This window comes from Isoptericola sp. F-RaC21, assembly GCF_038593535.1.
GTDB lineage: Bacteria > Actinomycetota > Actinomycetes > Actinomycetales > Cellulomonadaceae > Isoptericola.
Genome location: NZ_JBCFYX010000001.1, coordinates 388,229 through 404,213, shown reverse-complemented (window position 1 = coordinate 404,213; position 15,985 = coordinate 388,229). Strand labels below are relative to the sequence as shown.

General features: G+C 74.8%; 13 protein-coding genes. 4 read left to right on the top strand and 9 right to left on the bottom strand.

Features of this window, described 5'->3' with window-relative positions; all coding sequences use genetic code 11:
• Window positions 1–68: 68 nt before the first annotated feature.
• Together AAG589_RS01825 and AAG589_RS01820 are read left to right on the top strand one after the other, a co-directional pair.
• Window positions 69–1,091 carry a LacI family DNA-binding transcriptional regulator gene (locus tag AAG589_RS01825; protein ID WP_430565544.1) on the top strand — a complete coding sequence of 341 codons (1,023 nt, stop codon included), beginning with the start codon at window positions 69–71 and terminating at the stop codon, window positions 1,089–1,091.
• A 117-nt stretch (window positions 1,092–1,208) separates the two neighbouring features.
• On the top strand, window positions 1,209–3,038 hold the full coding sequence (locus AAG589_RS01820; protein WP_430565543.1) for a glycoside hydrolase family 13 protein: 1,830 nt from the start codon (window positions 1,209–1,211) through the stop codon (window positions 3,036–3,038).
• A 157-nt stretch (window positions 3,039–3,195) separates the two neighbouring features.
• Here AAG589_RS01820 and dusB read toward each other — a convergent pair whose 3' ends face one another.
• The 8 genes from dusB to AAG589_RS01780 form a co-directional block, all read right to left on the bottom strand.
• Window positions 3,196–4,431: a tRNA dihydrouridine synthase DusB gene (gene dusB, locus AAG589_RS01815; RefSeq protein ID WP_430565542.1), complete on the bottom strand. Its 1,236-nt coding sequence runs from the start codon at window positions 4,429–4,431 to the stop codon at window positions 3,196–3,198.
• Window positions 4,432–4,509: 78 nt separating this feature from the next.
• Entirely contained in the window at window positions 4,510–5,115 is a 606-nt protein-coding gene (locus tag AAG589_RS01810) for a response regulator transcription factor (RefSeq protein ID WP_430565541.1), read from the bottom strand.
• Window positions 5,112–6,362 (bottom strand): sensor histidine kinase, encoded by a 1,251-nt coding sequence (locus tag AAG589_RS01805; protein ID WP_430565540.1) that lies wholly within the window; start codon window positions 6,360–6,362, stop codon window positions 5,112–5,114. The genes AAG589_RS01810 and AAG589_RS01805 overlap by 4 nt, the downstream gene beginning before the upstream one ends.
• Before the next feature lie 47 nt (window positions 6,363–6,409).
• The gene (locus tag AAG589_RS01800; RefSeq protein ID WP_430565539.1) at window positions 6,410–7,219 is read right to left on the bottom strand and encodes an ABC transporter permease; all 810 of its coding nucleotides are present in this window, start codon (window positions 7,217–7,219) and stop codon (window positions 6,410–6,412) included.
• Window positions 7,216–8,160 (bottom strand): ABC transporter ATP-binding protein, encoded by a 945-nt coding sequence (locus AAG589_RS01795; RefSeq protein ID WP_430565538.1) that lies wholly within the window; start codon window positions 8,158–8,160, stop codon window positions 7,216–7,218. Before AAG589_RS01795 ends, AAG589_RS01800 begins: the two co-directional genes overlap by 4 nt.
• A 145-nt stretch (window positions 8,161–8,305) precedes the next feature.
• A complete protein-coding gene (gene amaB / locus AAG589_RS01790) occupies window positions 8,306–9,883 on the bottom strand; it encodes an L-piperidine-6-carboxylate dehydrogenase (RefSeq protein ID WP_430565537.1) in 1,578 nt (525 codons plus the stop codon).
• Window positions 9,880–11,235: a 2-oxoadipate dioxygenase/decarboxylase gene (gene hglS / locus AAG589_RS01785; RefSeq protein WP_430565536.1), complete on the bottom strand. Its 1,356-nt coding sequence runs from the start codon at window positions 11,233–11,235 to the stop codon at window positions 9,880–9,882. Before hglS ends, amaB begins: the two co-directional genes overlap by 4 nt.
• Window positions 11,236–11,252: 17 nt before the next feature.
• A complete protein-coding gene (locus tag AAG589_RS01780; RefSeq protein WP_430565535.1) occupies window positions 11,253–12,455 on the bottom strand; it encodes an NAD(P)/FAD-dependent oxidoreductase in 1,203 nt (400 codons plus the stop codon).
• Between the two features lie 144 nt (window positions 12,456–12,599).
• On the opposite strand from AAG589_RS01780, the gene AAG589_RS01775 reads away from it, so the two are divergent.
• Window positions 12,600–13,550, top strand: coding sequence for a LysR family transcriptional regulator (locus tag AAG589_RS01775; protein WP_430565534.1), 951 nt, complete (start codon window positions 12,600–12,602; stop codon window positions 13,548–13,550).
• Window positions 13,551–13,568: 18 nt separating this feature from the next.
• Window positions 13,569–14,462 carry an LLM class flavin-dependent oxidoreductase gene (locus AAG589_RS01770; RefSeq protein ID WP_430565533.1) on the top strand — a complete coding sequence of 298 codons (894 nt, stop codon included), beginning with the start codon at window positions 13,569–13,571 and terminating at the stop codon, window positions 14,460–14,462.
• Between the two features lie 53 nt (window positions 14,463–14,515).
• Here the strand turns inward: AAG589_RS01770 and AAG589_RS01765 are convergent, their stop codons facing one another.
• Window positions 14,516–15,907: a glycine--tRNA ligase gene (locus AAG589_RS01765; protein WP_430565532.1), complete on the bottom strand. Its 1,392-nt coding sequence runs from the start codon at window positions 15,905–15,907 to the stop codon at window positions 14,516–14,518.
• Window positions 15,908–15,985 lie beyond the last annotated feature (78 nt).

Below are 15,985 nucleotides of genomic sequence, written 5' to 3'. Positions count from 1 at the left end.
GACCGGCGACCGACCGCCGGCGTCCCACCCCAGGACGAGGAGGTCCCGTGTCCCCTACGATTCCTCGGGTGCGAACCCGACTGAGCGACCTGGCAGAGCAGGCAGGCGTGTCGACGGCCACGGTGTCCCGCGTCCTCAACGGCAAGCCCGGGGTGGCCAGCTCCACCCGGCAGGCCGTGCTCGCCGCGCTCGACGTCCTCGGGTACGAGCGCCCGTCGGTGCTGCGGGGCCGCTCCGCCGGCCTGGTCGGCCTCATCGTCCCCGAGCTGACCAACCCGGTCTTCCCGGCGTTTGCGCAAGCGATCGAGTCGATCCTCGCCCAGCGCGGGTACACGCCCCTGCTGTGCACGCAGGCCCCGGGCGGCACCACGGAGGACGAGTACGTCAGCACGCTCGTGGACCACTCGGTCGACGGCATCGTCTTCGTCTCCGGGCTGCACGCGGACACGCGCGCCGACCACACGCGGTACTCGATGCTGCGCAGCCAGGGAGTGCCGATCGTGCTGGTCAACGGCTACGCGCCGGGGATCGACGCCCCGTTCGTCTCGCCCGACGACGCCGCGAGCGTGGACGTCGCGGTGCAGCACCTGGTCACGCTGGGCCACCGCCGGATCGGCCTCGCCATCGGCCCCGAGCGGTACGTGCCGTCGCGGCGCAAGCTCGCCGCGTTCCTCGCCGCGCTCGTGCGCCACGGGCTGGCGGACGACGAGGACGCCGCGCGGGGGCACGTGCGCTCCAGCCTGTACACGCTCGAGGGCGGGCAGGCCGCGGCCGCCGAGCTGCTCGACGCCGACCACACGGCGATCGTCTGCGCGTCGGACCTCATGGCGCTCGGCGCCGTGCGTGCCGCGCGCTCGAGGGGCCTGTCCGTGCCCGCGGACGTGTCGGTCGTGGGGTATGACGACGCCCCGCTCATCGCGTTCACCGAGCCGCCCCTGACCACCGTGCGGCAGCCGGTGGAGGCCATGGCTCGCGCGACGGTGAGCGCGCTGCTCACCGAGATCCAGGGCGAGCAGGCCACCCGCACCGAGCTACTGTTCGCGCCGGAGCTGGTCGTGCGCGGCTCCACCGGGGCGGCGCCGAAGGACTGACGGGCGCCGCTTCGGGGGCGATTGCTGCAACCCTTGCAGCAACGCTTACACTCGACGGTCTGGCACGGATCGACCGACCGTGCCGACCCAGACCCCGATCAGGTGAGGAAGCCAGCGATGACCTCCACCCAGCCCACCCCCGCCGCGACGGTGGCCGACGACAGGTCCGACGTCGGGGACGACCTGCTCCGCACCGGCGCCGTCGTGCACGCCGGGAGCGGCGCCGCCCGGCAGTGGTGGCGCGACGCCGTGATCTACCAGGTGTACCCGCGCTCGTTCGCCGACGCGAACGGCGACGGCATCGGCGACATCCCCGGCGTCACCGCGCGGCTGGACCACCTCGAGACCCTCGGCGTCGACGCCGTCTGGCTGTCCCCGTTCTACCGTTCCCCGCAGAACGACGCCGGCTACGACGTGGCCGACTACCGCGACGTCGACCCGCTGTTCGGCACGCTCGCCGACTTCGACGACCTGCTCGCCGGCGCCCACGCCCGCGGCATCCGCGTCATCGTCGACCTCGTGCCGAACCACACCTCCGACCAGCACGCCTGGTTCCAGCAGGCGCTCGCCGCCGCCCCCGGGTCCCCCGAGCGCGCGCGGTACCTGTTCCGCGACGGCCGCGGCGCCGACGGCTCCCAGGAGCCGAACAACTGGCAGTCGATCTTCGGCGGCCCCGCCTGGACGCGTGTCACCGAGCCCGACGGCACCCCCGGCCAGTGGTACCTGCACCTGTTCGACTCGACGCAGCCCGACCTCGACTGGACCAACCCCGAGGTGCGCTCGGAGTTCGAGGACGTGCTGCGCTTCTGGCTCGACCGGGGCGTGGACGGGTTCCGCGTCGACGTCGCGCACGGCATGATCAAGGCCGACGGCCTGCCCGACTGGGACGGGCACGTGGAGATGGTCGCCGGCTCGTCCGACGACGCCGCCGACGAGAGCACCGGCGACGTCGACCCGGGGGCCCCCGAGGACGGCTCCACCGGCGCCGGCAACCAGGGCCCGATGTTCGACCAGGACGGCGTGCACGAGATCTACCGCGCCTGGCACCGGGTGCTCGCCGAGTACGACGGCGACCGCTGCCTCGTCGCCGAGGCGTGGGTGGAGCCGCTCAGCCGCCTGGCCCGCTACGTGCGCCCCGACGAGATGCACCAGGCGTTCAACTTCTCGTTCCTCACCACCGGCTGGGACGCCGCCGCGCTGCGCACCGTCGTCGCGGCGTCGTACCGGGCGAACGACGAGGTCGGGGCGCCCACCACCTGGGTGCTGTCCAACCACGACGTCGTGCGACACCCCTCGCGGCTCGGCTCCGCCGACCCGTCGCGCAAGGTCAACGGCGTCTTCGCCACCGACCCGCAGCCCGACGAGGAGCTCGGCCTGCGCCGCGCCCGCGCCGCCAGCCTGCTCATGCTCGGCCTGCCCGGCTCGGCCTACCTCTACCAGGGCGAGGAGCTCGGGCTGCCCGAGCACACGTCGCTGCCGAACGAGGTCCGCCAGGACCCGGGGCACTTCCGCACGGGCGGCGCCGAGGCCGGACGCGACGGCTGCCGCGTGCCGCTGCCCTGGTCGGCCGACGCCCCCGGGTTCGGCTTCGGCCCCGCGGGCGACCCGTGGCTGCCGCAGCCCGCGTCGTTCGCGCGGTACGCCGCCGACGCCCAGTACGGCGTCCCCGGCTCGACCTTCGAGACCTACCGCGCCGCGCTCGCCCTGCGGAAGGCCGAGGGCCTGGGCCAGGGAGCGCTCGCCTGGCTCGACGCCTGGGCCGACTCGCCCGACGTCGTGGCGCTGCGCAACCAGGACGTCGTCGTGCTGGCGAACCTGGGCACCGAGCCGGTGCTGCTCCCCCGCGGCGCGGACGTGCTACTCGCCTCCGGGCCGGTCATGACCGACCGGTCCGCGGACCCGCAGACGCGCGTGCCCGCCGACACCACGGTCTGGCTCCGCGCCTGACCGTCCGCGAGGTAGTTCCGGATCCGCCGAGGTAGTTCAAAAATCGCCGAGGTAGTTCGAGCCCCGTGAGGTAGTGCACTACCTCACGGCTCCTCGAACTACCTCGGCGATTTTTGAACTACCTCGGCGCTTCGTGAACTACCTCGGCACGGTTCGGTCAGCCGCCGCTGACGCTCAGCTCGGCCTCCCGCAGCCTCGCCTCGAACTCGGCGTCGAGGTCGCGGGAGTCGAGCCAGCCGTAGGGCAGGTGCGGCTGCTTCGGCGAACCGGCGCGACCACGCGGGCCCTCGGCGTCCTCGCCGGGGTAGCCCTGCTCCAGGTCGAGGGCGTCGAGCCGCTCGCGCAGCTCGGCGAGCGTGGAGACCATCGCCAGGGCGTGCCGCGCCTCTCCCCCGACGACGTACCCCTTGAGGTACCAGGCCATGTGCTTGCGCAGGTCGCGCATGCCCTTGCCCTCGTCGCCGTCGAAGTAGTCGATCATCAGCTCGCCGTGCCGGTAGATCGTGTCGGCGACGTCGCGCAGGCCGGGGCGCACCCGCGTCGTCGTGCCGTGGAACGCGGACGCGAGGTCGGCGAAGAGCCACGGGCGCCCCTGGCAGCCTCGTCCGACGACGACGCCGTCCACGCCGGTCTCGCGGACCATGCGCAGCGCGTCCTCGGCCGACCAGATGTCGCCGTTGCCGAGCACCGGGATCGTCCGCACGGCCTCCTTGAGGCGCGCGATCTGGGTCCAGTCGGCGGTGCCGGAGTAGTGCTGGGCCGCGGTGCGCCCGTGCAGGGCGACCGCCGCGACGCCCAGCGACTCCGCGATCCGGCCCGCCTCGAGGAACGTGTGGTGCTCGTCGTCGATGCCCACCCGCATCTTCACGGTGACGGGCACGCCGTGCGGCTCGGCGGCCTCGACCGCGGCGCGCACGATGTCGGTGAACAGCTGCCGCTTCCACGGCAGCGCGGCGCCGCCGCCCTTGCGCGTCACCTTGGGCACCGGGCAGCCGAAGTTGAGGTCGACGTGGTCGGCGCGGTCCTCGCCCGCGATGATCTTCACCGCGGCGCCCACCGTCGCCGGGTCGACCCCGTACACCTGCGCGGACCGGGGGTTCTCGTCCTCGCCGAAGGTGACGATGCGCAGCGACTCGACGTTGCGCTCCACGAGCGCGCGGCTGGTCACCATCTCCGCGACGTACAGCCCGGGGTCGAAGCCCTGCGACGCGCCGGCCTCGCGGCACAGCGTGCGGAACGCGCGGTTGGTGACGCCGGCCATCGGGGCCAGCACCACCGGGGTGTCCACGGTGATCGGGCCGATCTGCAGCGGCGGCAGGACGCGCTCGGCCGCGCCGAGCTCTCCGGGCGCGGGCGTGCTGACGGGATCGAGGGTGGAAGTCACGTCCCCCATTGTCGCAAACCACCGCAGCGCCCTGCGGTCAGGTTCGTCACCCTCCCGCCTTGGCCGGCGCGCTGATGCCGCGAGCGGTCAGAGCCAGCCGTTCTCCTGCGCGATCCGCACCGCCTCCGCCCGCGTCCGCGCGCCCGTCTTGCCGATCGCCGCCGACAGGTAGTTGCGCACCGTCCCCTCGGAGAGGAACGCCTCCGCCGCCACCTGCGCCACGGTGCCGCCGTCCGCGGCGAGCGCCAGCACGTGCCGCTCCCGCTCGGTGAGCGGGCTCGCACCCACGGTCAGGGACGCGACGGCGAGGTCCGGGTCGACGGCGCGCAGCCCCGAGTGCACGCGCCGGACGGCGTCGGCGAGCTGTTCGGCGGGCGTGTCCTTGACGACGAACCCGCTCGCCCCGGCGTCGAGCGCCCGGCGCAGGTAGCCGGGCCGGCCGAAGGTCGTCACGACGAGCGACCGGCAGGCCGGCAGCTCGCGGCGCAGCGCGGCGGCGGCCGCGATGCCGTCGAGGCCCGGCATCTCGACGTCGAGCAGGGCGACGTCGGCGGCGCAGGCGCGGGCGGCGTCGACCACCTCGTCGCCCCGCCCCACCTGGGCCACGACCTCCAGGTCGGTCTCGAGGTCGAGCAGCGCGGCGAGCGCGCCCCGGACGAGGGCCTGGTCGTCGGCCAGCAGCAGTCGGATCACGGGACGATCCTGGCACCCGGACCGGACGCGCCCGACCGGACCGTGACGGCCAGCCGGAAGCCGCCGAGCGGGCTCGGGCCGGTCTCCAGCACGGCGCCGGCCGCGCGGGCGCGGGCGGTGAGGCCGATCAGGCCGTTCCCGCCGCCCGAGGGTGCCGGCCCCGCGCCCGTGCCGTCGTCGTCGACGACCAGCCGGACGGGACGGACGGTGACGACCACCCGCGTGGCGCCGGAGTGCCGCAGCACGTTCGTGGTGCCCTCCCGCAGCACCCACGCGAAGAGCTCCCGCTGCTCGGCGGGCACGTCGTCGACCGCTCCGGGCAGCCCCGCCTCGATCCCGGCCGCGTCGAGCGCGGACCGGGCGGCGGCGAGCTCTCCGGCGAGGGTGACCTGTCGTGACCCGGCGACCATGCCGCGCACGTCTGCGAGAGCGCCGCGGGCCAGGTCCTGGATGTCGGCGACCTCGACCGCCGCGCGCGCCTCGGGCGAGGTGGCGGGGCGATCGGCGGCGCCGGCGCGCAGCAGCTTGGCGGCCAGCTCCGCCTTGACGGAGATGACGGTGAGCGAGTGGCCGAGGACGTCGTGCATGTCGCGCGCGATGCGCTCGCGCTCCCGGGCGACGGCGAGGTCCGCCACCTGCTGCTGGGCCTCCCGCAGCCGCCGGTTCCGGTCGATCACCTGCGTGAACCCGTACACCGCGGCGCTGGCCAGCACGGCGCCGACGACGTTGCCGTCCTCGGTCTGCCAGCCCGGCAGGACGCGGGGCAGCACGAGCATGACCGCGACGCTCGCGACCACGATCGCGACGGCGGCGCGGCCGCGCACGACGTAGATCGCCGTCACGCAGACGAACACCAGGCCGACCAGGCCGTGCTGCTGCGCGGCGAGGCACGACAGCCCGACGCACACCACCTGGGCGACCAGCAAGGTCCCGGCCGCGCGGGTGCCCAGCGCGGGTCTCTCCCCGTCGGCGGCAGCCCCGGCCAGCACGACCGTGCGGCGGAACCGGAGGAAGATCGCGGCGAAGATCGCCGCCACGCCCAGCACCCCGACCACGCCGACCACCCGGAGCCATCCCTCGGGGGCCTCGAGCGAGGACTGGAGCGGCTCGACCAGGAAGACGAGCCAGACGAGCGCGAGGATCGGGCCGAACCGCGGGATGCGCCCGAAGGGGGCGCGGGAGTCGGGGTCGACGGGGCCCCCGGCGGGCGGCTCCGCGGACGCCGCGGTGGGGGACGTCGAGGTCACGTCCCCCACCGTGCCACGCCCGCCACCCGTCGTGACGGACCGGGCGCTCACACCCGCGCCGTGTCCTTGCGGAACCGCCACGCGGCGCCGGCGGAGAAGATCGCGGCCCACGCGACCACGTTCACCACGGCCGCGACCCCGAGGTCGCCGCCGAGCGGCGCGTGCACCAGCTCGGCCAGCCCGTAGGTGGGGAAGAACTGCGCGACCGTGGCCCACCACCCGTCGCCGAGCGGCACGAACAGCCCGCCGGCGAAGGAGAGCAGCGCGAGCACCGGGCCGAGGATCTGCATGACGTTCTCCGCCGGCAGCAGGTAGCCCATGAACAGGCCGAACGCGGCGAAGACGAGCGAGCCCACCCAGGCGAGCAGGGCGCAGAGGATCCAGGCGCCCGCGGACATCTGCGCGCCGGTGAACGCCGCGACGACGAGGGTGAGCAGCACCGAGACGCCGCCCAGCACCATCGCCGCCGCGACCTTGACGACGACGTACGCGGCGGGCTTCAGCGGCGTGAGGCGCAGCTGCCGCGTCCAGCCCTGGGCCCGCTCCACCGACACGCTCGCGCCGCCGCCGGTGGCGGCGACCATCGCCCCGTACAGCGCCATCGAGACGGCGATCCAGCCGGTGACGTTGCCGTTGCCGGTGCTCTGGTTCGCGTAGTCGCCCTGGAGCCCGAAGATGAGGAACAGCACCGGCGGCATCACCGTCGAGAAGATGAGCGTGCGCCGGTTGCGCAGCGAACGCCGCATCTCGACGCCGAGGTAGGTGCGGACCGCCGCGGCGGTACGGATGCGCGGGCGGGCGGTCGAGACGGCGGTCGGCACGCCGGCCGCGGCGGGGGTGGAGGTCGTGGCGCTCATCGGGCGGCTCCGTCCGTGGTGGTGGCGGTGAGGGCGACGAACGCGTCCTCGAGATTCTCGGAGGCGACCTCGAGGTCGCTCGCGGCGGTCTGGGTGAGCAGGAAGCGGGCGACGACGTCGGAGTCGCCGGTCCGCACGACGAGGCGTGCCCCGCGGTGGTCGATGGCGTCCACGACCGGGAGGCCGCGCAGCTGGGCGGCGACGGCCGCGCGCTCGCCGTCGTCGTCGATGCGCGCGCTCACGGTGCGGCCCGACGCGAGGCTCTTCACCTCGGCGGTGGAGCCGTCGGCCACGACGCGGCCCCGGCTGACGAGGACCACCCGGTCGGCGTAGGTGTCGGCCTCCTCGAGGTAGTGCGTGGCGAAGACGACGGTGCGCCCGGCGGCCGCGTCGGCGCGGATGGCGGCCCAGAACTCGCGGCGGCCCTCCACGTCCATGCCGGTGGTGGGCTCGTCGAGGAGCAGCAGGTCAGGCTCGCTGACCAGCGCCATCGCGAACCGGAGGCGCTGCTGCTGCCCGCCGGAGCACTTGCCCACCATCCGGTCGGCGAGGTCGGCGATGCCCGCCCGCTCGAGGTAGGGCTGCGGCGACCCGGTCCGGCCGAACAGCGACGCCGTGAGGGCGACGGTCTCGGCGACGGTGATGTCGCGCAGCAGGCCGCCGGTCTGCATGACGGCGGCCACGCGGCCCGCCGCGATCGCGTCGGCGGGCTCGGCGCCGAAGACCTGCACGGTGCCGGACGTGGGCGTGCTCAGGCCGAGCACCATGTCGATCGTGCTGGTCTTGCCCGCGCCGTTGGGGCCGAGGAAGGCCACCACCTCGCCGGGGGCGATCTCCAGGTCGATGCCGTCGACCGCGCGGACGGGGCCGGACGGTGACGGGAACTCCTTGCGCAGCCCGCGCAGGCTCAGCGCGGGGGTGGGACGAGGTGTCGAGGTCATGCCTCGATCCTGGTCGCGCGGCGCCCTGACCTGCAGGGTCGCCTGTCACGACGTCGACATGACATCTGTCATGCACCCGGTGGTCGAGCCTGTCGAGACCCACGGGCCGGGTTTCGACAGGCTCAACCAGCGGGTGGCGGGTGGGTCAGCCGAAGTTCACGCCCTGCGCGAGGGGGAGCTCGGTGGAGTAGTTCACGGTGTTGGTGACGCGCCGCATGTACTGCTTCCACGAGTCGGAGCCGGACTCGCGGCCGCCGCCGGTGGACTTCTCGCCGCCGAACGCGCCGCCGATCTCCGCGCCGGAGGTGCCGATGTTGACGTTGACGATGCCGCAGTCGGAACCGGCCTCGGACAGGAACGTCTCGGCCTCCCGCACGTCGAGGGTGAAGATGGCGCTGCTCAGCCCCTGTGGGACGTCGTTGTGCAGGGCGATGGCCTCCTCGAGCGTGTCGTAGGTGAGCACGTAGAGGATCGGTGCGAACGTCTCCCGACGCACGACGTCCGTCTGCGCCGGCATCCGCACCAGCGCCGGCGAGACGTACGCGGCGCCGGGGGCGCCGTCGACGTCCACCGCCGCTCCTCCGACGACGACCGTGCCGCCGTCGGCCCGCGCCTCCTGGAGCGCGGCGAGCATGCGGTCGCGCGCGGCGGCGTCGGTGAGCGGACCGACGAGCGTGCCGTCCGCGCGCGGGTCCCCGACGGGCAGCCCGGCGTACGCCCGCTCGAGCCGGCCCACCAGGTCGTCCACCACGGACGAGTGCACGACGAGCCGCCGCAGCGACGTGCACCGCTGCCCGGCCGTGCCGGCGGCCGCGAACACGATGCCGCGCACGGCGAGGTCGAGGTCCGCCGACGGCGTCACGACGGCGGCGTTGTTGCCCCCGAGCTCCAGCAGGTACCGGCCGCCGCGCCCCGCGACGACGGGCGCCACCTGCCGGCCCATCCGCTCCGACCCCGTGGCGGACAGCAGCGCGACGCGCCGGTCGGCGACGAGCGCCTCCCCCGCCTCGCGCGCGCCGAGCACCACCTGGCTCACGGCCTCGGGGAACCCGGCCTCCGCGAGCGCCCGCCGCAGCAGCGCGTTCGACGCGAGCGCGCTCAGCGGCGTCTTCTCGCTCGGCTTCCACACGACGGTGTCGCCGCAGACCAGCGCGACCGCCGTGTTCCAGGACCACACCGCGACCGGGAAGTTGAACGCGCTGACGACACCGACGACGCCGAGCGGGTGCCACTGCTCCATGAGGCGGTGGCCGGGGCGCTCGGAGGGCATGGTGCGCCCGCCCAGCGACCGCGACAGGCCGACGGCGTAGTCGCAGACGTCGATCATCTCCTGCACCTCGCCGAGGGCCTCGGAGGTGATCTTGCCGGCCTCGAGGGTCACGAGCTCGGCCAGGTCGGCCTTGTGCTCGGTGAGCAGCTCGCCCAGGCGGCGCACGACGCCGCCGCGCACCGGCCCGGGCACCGAGCGCCAGGTGCGGAACGCCTCCGCGGCGGCCGTGACCGCGGCGTCGACGTCGGCGGCGCCCGCCTCGGGCAGGCGGAGCAGCGGCTCGCCCGACAGCGGCGAGACCACGTCGATCCCTTCGCTGGTCGAGCCTGTCGAGACCCCGGAGCCGGCCTCGACGAGCTCGACGGACGGCACGTCGGCGCCGATCCGCCGCAGCGCGGCGAGGGCCGCCTCGCGCAGCTCGGCGGTCAGCGTGCTGGAGGTCTGGGTGGTCATCGGTCTGCTCCCGTGCTGGTGGTGGTGGGGACGGCGGGCGTCGCGGCCAGGGTCTCCGGCGCGACGCCGAGTCGCTGCGCGGCGGAGGCGAGCGAGGCCGCCACCTGCGCCGCGTAGAGGTCGAAGGGGTCGAACAGCTCGCGCCCGACGGCGTCGGCCATCCAGCCGGCGTCGCGCTCCGCGCCGGCCTGGCTGGCGTCCTTGGCGCCCTCCTCGGTGAGGTTCGACTGGAAGATGCCCGCGGCCGAGCGGGGCAGGAAGTCCTCGTAGACGACCGGCTCGCGCGTCAGGGACCCGTCGTCGCCGACCTCGTGCATGAAGTACCCGAGGCCCTGCTCCACGAGCCCGGCCTCGGTGGCGGGGAACGCGCGGCGCCACACCTCGGGCGTCGCGCCCTCGACGACGGCGGCGTCGTACCGCGCCCGGCCCTCGCGGGTCAGCGCGATCCCGCGCGCCTCGACCTCGCCGAACCGCACGCGCAGGGAGTCCTGCACGACCTCGCCGTCCGGCGTGCGGAACGTGCGCGGCTCGGCGAGCGCCCGGAACGACGTCTGCCGCAGCAGCACGTCCGGCCCCTCCCACCGCGGCGGGCCCTGGATGGCGTCGATCATCGTGATGCCGCGCGCCTCCATACGGGCGTACAGGTCGTCGATGTCGAGCACCCGCGGGGTGAGGTGGTTGATGTGCGTGGACGGCACGCCGCCGATGTCCGCGGCCACGGCGGAGACGGCCTCGAGCTCCCGGTACCAGGCCTGGTCGACCGGCTCGCGCCCCAGCTCGAACGCGGCGGTGGCGAGGCGCAGGAACTCCGCGGCGTCGTCGGCGCCCAGGCCGCCGTCGGCCTCGGCGCGGTCGGCGAGCGCGAGCAGCTCGGGCCCGAAGAGGGACCTCCTCGTCAGGAAGGTCTCGAGCCGCGCCTGCAGGTCCGCGCTGAAGAACCGTCGGTCCGACGGCACCAGCAGGGACGTGAAGACGCGGAAGGGGTTGCGCGCCAGCTCCGCGCGGTCGGTCGGCCGGAACGCCGTGGAGATCACGGGCACGGAGGACGACGACGCGTCGCGCAGGTCGTAGAAGCCCACCGGGTGCATGCCCATCGCGCCGAAGATCCGCGCGACCTGCTGCAGCTCCGCGGGCGTGCCCACCCGGATGGCGCCGTGCCGCTCGGCGGTGACGCGGTCGATGGAACCGAGCCGCTCGGCGTCGGCGCCGCGGGCGCGCACGACGTCGGCGTTGACGTCGTGGGACACCTCGAGCAGCGTCGTGTAGGCGGGCACCTCCCGCCCGTACATGTCGGACAGCGAGCGCGCGAACGCGGCCCGCAGCTGCCACGGTGCGAAGAACTCGGTCGTCACGGTGCGTGCGTCCTCTCTCAGATGATGTTGGCCTCGGTGCGCGTCCGGCGCGCCCCGAACCGCCCGGCGTCGAACGCGGACACGTCGACACCCCGTGCTGCGGGCGTCCCCGCCCGCCCGAGGTACAGGTCGGTGACGGCCTCGCCCACGGCGGGTGCCTGCAGGAAGCCATGGCCGGAGAACCCGCACGCGTACAGCACCCGCGCCCCGCCCGGGCCGGTCGGCGCCTCGCCGATCAGCGCGTCGTGGTCGGGCGTCAGCTCGTACAGCCCGGCCCAGCCGCCGGTCAGCGGGGCGTCCGCGAGCGCCGGCGTGGCCCGCGCGGCGAGCCCGCGCAGCCACGGCTCCCAACCCGGGTCGTAGGCGGTGTCGAAGCCGACCGGGGTGTCCGGCTCCGAGGCGCCCAGCAGCAGCGTGCCCCGCGCGTCGGCGTTGTGCAGGTAGTAGGTGGTGCCGAAGTCGATGGTGAACGGGAGCGTCGGCGGCGCGGGCTCGAGCGGCGCGGTGAACGCGATCTGGCGCCGCACGGGGTCCACGGGCAGCTCGACGTCCGCGAGGGCGCCGACCGCGCGCGACCAGGCCCCGGCGCACACGACGACGGCGGCGGCCGTGACGGCGCCGCGCGGCGTGACGACCGTCGACCGGCCGCCCGGTGCGGCCTCGACGGCGGTCACCGGAGCCCCGGTGACGACGCTCGCCCCGTGCCGCAGCGCGCCGTCCGCGTACCCTGCGACGACGGACGCCGGGTGCGCCCAGCCGTCGCGGGGCGCGTACGCGGCGCCGGCGTACGCCGTCGCGGACAGGTACGGGTTGAGGCGCCGCGCCTCGGCGACGGTGAGCAGCCGGCTGTCGACGCCGAGGTCGCGCTGCATCGCGACGGACCGGCCGAAGAGCGCGACGTCGTCGTCGGTGGGCAGCGCGAAGAGGTAGCCGGGCTGCCGCAGCCCGACGTCGGCCCCCGGCCGGGACCGGAAGTCCTCGAACAGCTCGAGGCTGCGGTGGCCGAGCGCGACGTTCGCCGGGTCGGAGAACTGCGCGCGCACGCCCCCGATCGGCTTGCCGGAGCTGCCGCGGCCCAGCTCGCCGGCCTCGAGCAGCACGACGCGGGCCCCCGCCTCGGCGAGGTGGAAGGCGACGGACGCGCCCATCACCCCGCCGCCGACCACGACGGCGTCCGTCGTTCCCGGCAGCTCCTGCGCCCTCGGCACGCTGTGCGCCACCCGACCTCCCTCGCTCGGCGACCCGGTCTCATCGTGCCGACCCGGAGCGTCCAGCACCATCGAAGATTGGTGACGCCCACCGTTCAGGCCGGCTATACGGTGAGCGCGCGCGGATGGGCGCACGATGGAGGCGGAGGTGACGACGTGGACACGACCTCGCACGACCTGCCGTGGCCCGCGCTGCGGGCCCTGCGGGCGCTGGCCGAGCACGGCACGATGACGGCCGCGGCGGCCGCGCTGGGGTACACGACCGGCGCGGTGTCGCAGCAGCTCGCGGTGCTGGCCCGGCACCTGGGCACGGAGGTCGTCCGCCCGCACGGACGCGGCGTGGCGCTCACCGAGGCGGGCGCCGTGCTCGCGGCCCGGGCCGAGGGGCTGCTGGTCTCCCAGCGGGACGCCGTGCTGGCGGCGCGCGCCGCCACGGCGGACACGGTCGGCACGGTGCGGGTGGGCGCCTTCGCGACCGTCGCGGCCAGCATGCTCCCCCGCCTCGTGGCCGGGCTCGCGACGCTGCACCCGCGGGTGACGCTCGAGGGGTACGAGCTCACCGTGGACGACGTCGCCGCCGCGGTGCGCCGCGGGGACGTCGACCTGGGGCTCGGCCTGGACTACCCGGGCGCCCCGATCCCCCGCGTGCCCGGCACCACGCTGCGCCCGCTGCGCACCGAGAGGTTCGGCGTCGTGTCCGCGCCGACGGCCGACCTGCCCGACCGGCTCGCCCTGGCGGACCTGGAGGACGTGCCCTGGATCCTGCCGCCGCTGCCCACGCACTACGGCGCCGCCGTGCGGCACGCGTGCCGCGCCGCGGGCTTCGAGCCGCGCGCCGCCCACGAGGTGAACGACACCTCCACCACGCTCGCCCTCGTCGCCCAGGGGCTGGGCGTCGCGCTCGCGACCCCGATGATGCGCACGCTGCGCCCGGCGGGCGAGCTGCGCACCAGCACGTTGCGCGACCTCGTCGAGCGGGAGATCGTGCTGCTGGAGCCGGCGTCCGCGCCGCACCGGCCCGCCGTCGACGCCCTCACCAAGGTGATCGAGGGGGTGGTGCACGGCAGCCTCACCCACGACGACATCGCGCCCCGGTCGGCGTGGTGACCGAGCGAAGGAGCACCCGTGCGCATCAGCATCAACGTCACCGACCAGTCGTGGCCCGACGCCCCGCCCGACGCCCCGCCCGACACCCTGCCCGGCGCCCTCGCCGACGTCGCGCGCCGTGCCGAGGACGCCGGCGTCGACACCTTGTGGGTGCCCGACCACCTCGTGCAGGCGGACCCGACGCTGCCGCCGGAGCACGACGACCAGCTCGAGGCGTACACGACGCTCGGCTACCTCGCCGCGCGCACGTCGCGGGTCCGGCTCGGCACGATGGTGAGCGCGGCGACGTTCCGCGCGCCGGCCCTGCTGGTCAAGGCCGTCACGACGCTCGACGTCCTGTCCGGCGGGCGCGCGTGGTTCGGCGTCGGCGCGGGCCACGAGGCGCAGGAGGCCGCCGACATGGGCCTGGAGCTGCCCGGCACGCGGGCCCGCCTGGACCGGCTCGAGGACGTGCTGCGCCTCGCGCGACAGATGTGGGCGGGCGACGAGTCGCCCTTCACCGGCAGCGACGGGCTGCGGCTGGAGCGCCCGCGCTGCCGGCCGGCGCCCACCACGCCCGGGGGCCCGCCCGTCCTGGTGGGCGGCGCGGGCGAGCGCCGGACGCTGCGGCTGGTGGCCGAGCACGCCGACGCGTGCAACGTCTTCGACCTGCCCGACGACGGCGTCACCGTGCGGCACAAGCTCGCCGTCCTCGCCGAGCACTGCGCCGACGTCGGGCGCGACCCCGACGCGATCGACCGCACGCTCAGCGCGCGGCTGCAGCCCGGCGCGACGGCCGACGTCCTCGCGGCGAAGGCGGAGGCCGCCGCCGGCTGGGGCGTCACGCACCTGGTGCTCGTCACGCCGCAGCCGTGGGACGCCGCCGCCCTGGCGACGGTCGCCGGCGCCCTCGCCCGCGTCGCGGACGCGTGAGCGCCCGGCCCCGCGGGAGGCGGGACCGGGCGCTCGGGTGACGCGGGGTCGGGTCAGAACGCGGCGAGGTGCTCCGCGAGGTACCCGGTGACCTTGGCCAGCGAGACGCGCTCCTGCGCCATGGTGTCGCGGTGGCGGATGGTCACCGCGTCGTCGTCCAGGGTGTCGAAGTCGACCGTGACGCAGAACGGCGTGCCGATCTCGTCCTGGCGGCGGTAGCGGCGGCCGATGGCGCCGGCGTCGTCGAAGTCGACGTTCCAGGACCGGCGCAGCTCCGCGGCGAGGTCGCGCGCCTTGGGCGACAGGGCCTCGTTGCGGCTCAGCGGCAGGACGGCGGCCTTGACGGGCGCGAGGCGCGGGTCGAGGCGCAGCACGGTGCGCTTGTCGACGCCGCCCTTGGTGTTGGGCGCCTCGTCCTCGGCGTACGCCTCGACGAGGAACGCCATGAGCGAGCGGGTGAGGCCCGCGGCCGGCTCGATGACGTACGGCAGCCAGCGCTCGTTCGTGGTCTGGTCGAAGAACGACAGGTCCTTGCCCGAGTGCTCCGAGTGCGTCTTGAGGTCGAAGTCCGTGCGGTTCGCGATGCCCTCGAGCTCGCCCCACTCGCTGCCGGTGAAGCCGAAGCGGTACTCGATGTCCACCGTGCGGGTGGAGTAGTGCGACAGCTTCTCCGCCGGGTGCTCGTACAGGCGCAGGTTCTCCGGGTCGATGCCCAGGTCCGTGTACCAGGCCATGCGGGTGTCGATCCAGTACTGGTGCCACTCGGCGTCCGTGCCCGGCGCGACGAAGAACTCCATCTCCATCTGCTCGAACTCGCGCGTGCGGAAGATGAAGTTGCCGGGCGTGATCTCGTTGCGGAACGACTTGCCGATCTGCGCGATGCCGAACGGCGGCTTCTTGCGCGCGGCCGCCGCGACGTTGGCGAAGTTCACGAAGATGCCCTGCGCCGTCTCGGGCCGCAGGTAGTGCACGCCGGACTCGTCCTCGACGGGGCCGAGGTACGTCTTGAGCATCATGTTGAAGTCGCGGGGCTCGGTCCACTGCCCGCGGGTGCCGCAGTTCGGGCAGGCGATCTCGGCGAGGCCGCCCTCGGGCGCGCGGCCCTTCTTCTCCTCGAACTCCTCGATCATGTGGTCCTCGCGGAACCGCTTGTGGCAGGACAGGCACTCGGTCAGCGGGTCGTTGAACGCGCCGAGGTGGCCCGACGCCTTCCACACGGGGGTCGGGAGGATGACGGCGGAGTCGAGGCCCACGACGTCGTCGCGGCGCGTCATCGCGCGCCACCACTGCTGCTTGATGTTCTCCTTCAGCTCGACGCCGAGGGGCCCGTAGTCCCACGCGGAGCGCGTACCGCCGTAGATCTCGCCGGACTGGAACACGAAGCCCCGCCGCTTGGCGAGGGAGACGACGGCGTCGAGCTGGGCGCTGGGGGACGGTGCTGCCACGGATCACTCCTGGGTGTCGGGCCGCCACGTGGCTCGTGGGGCCGGTGCGGGGTACGCCGCCCGGTCGGCACGTCGGGG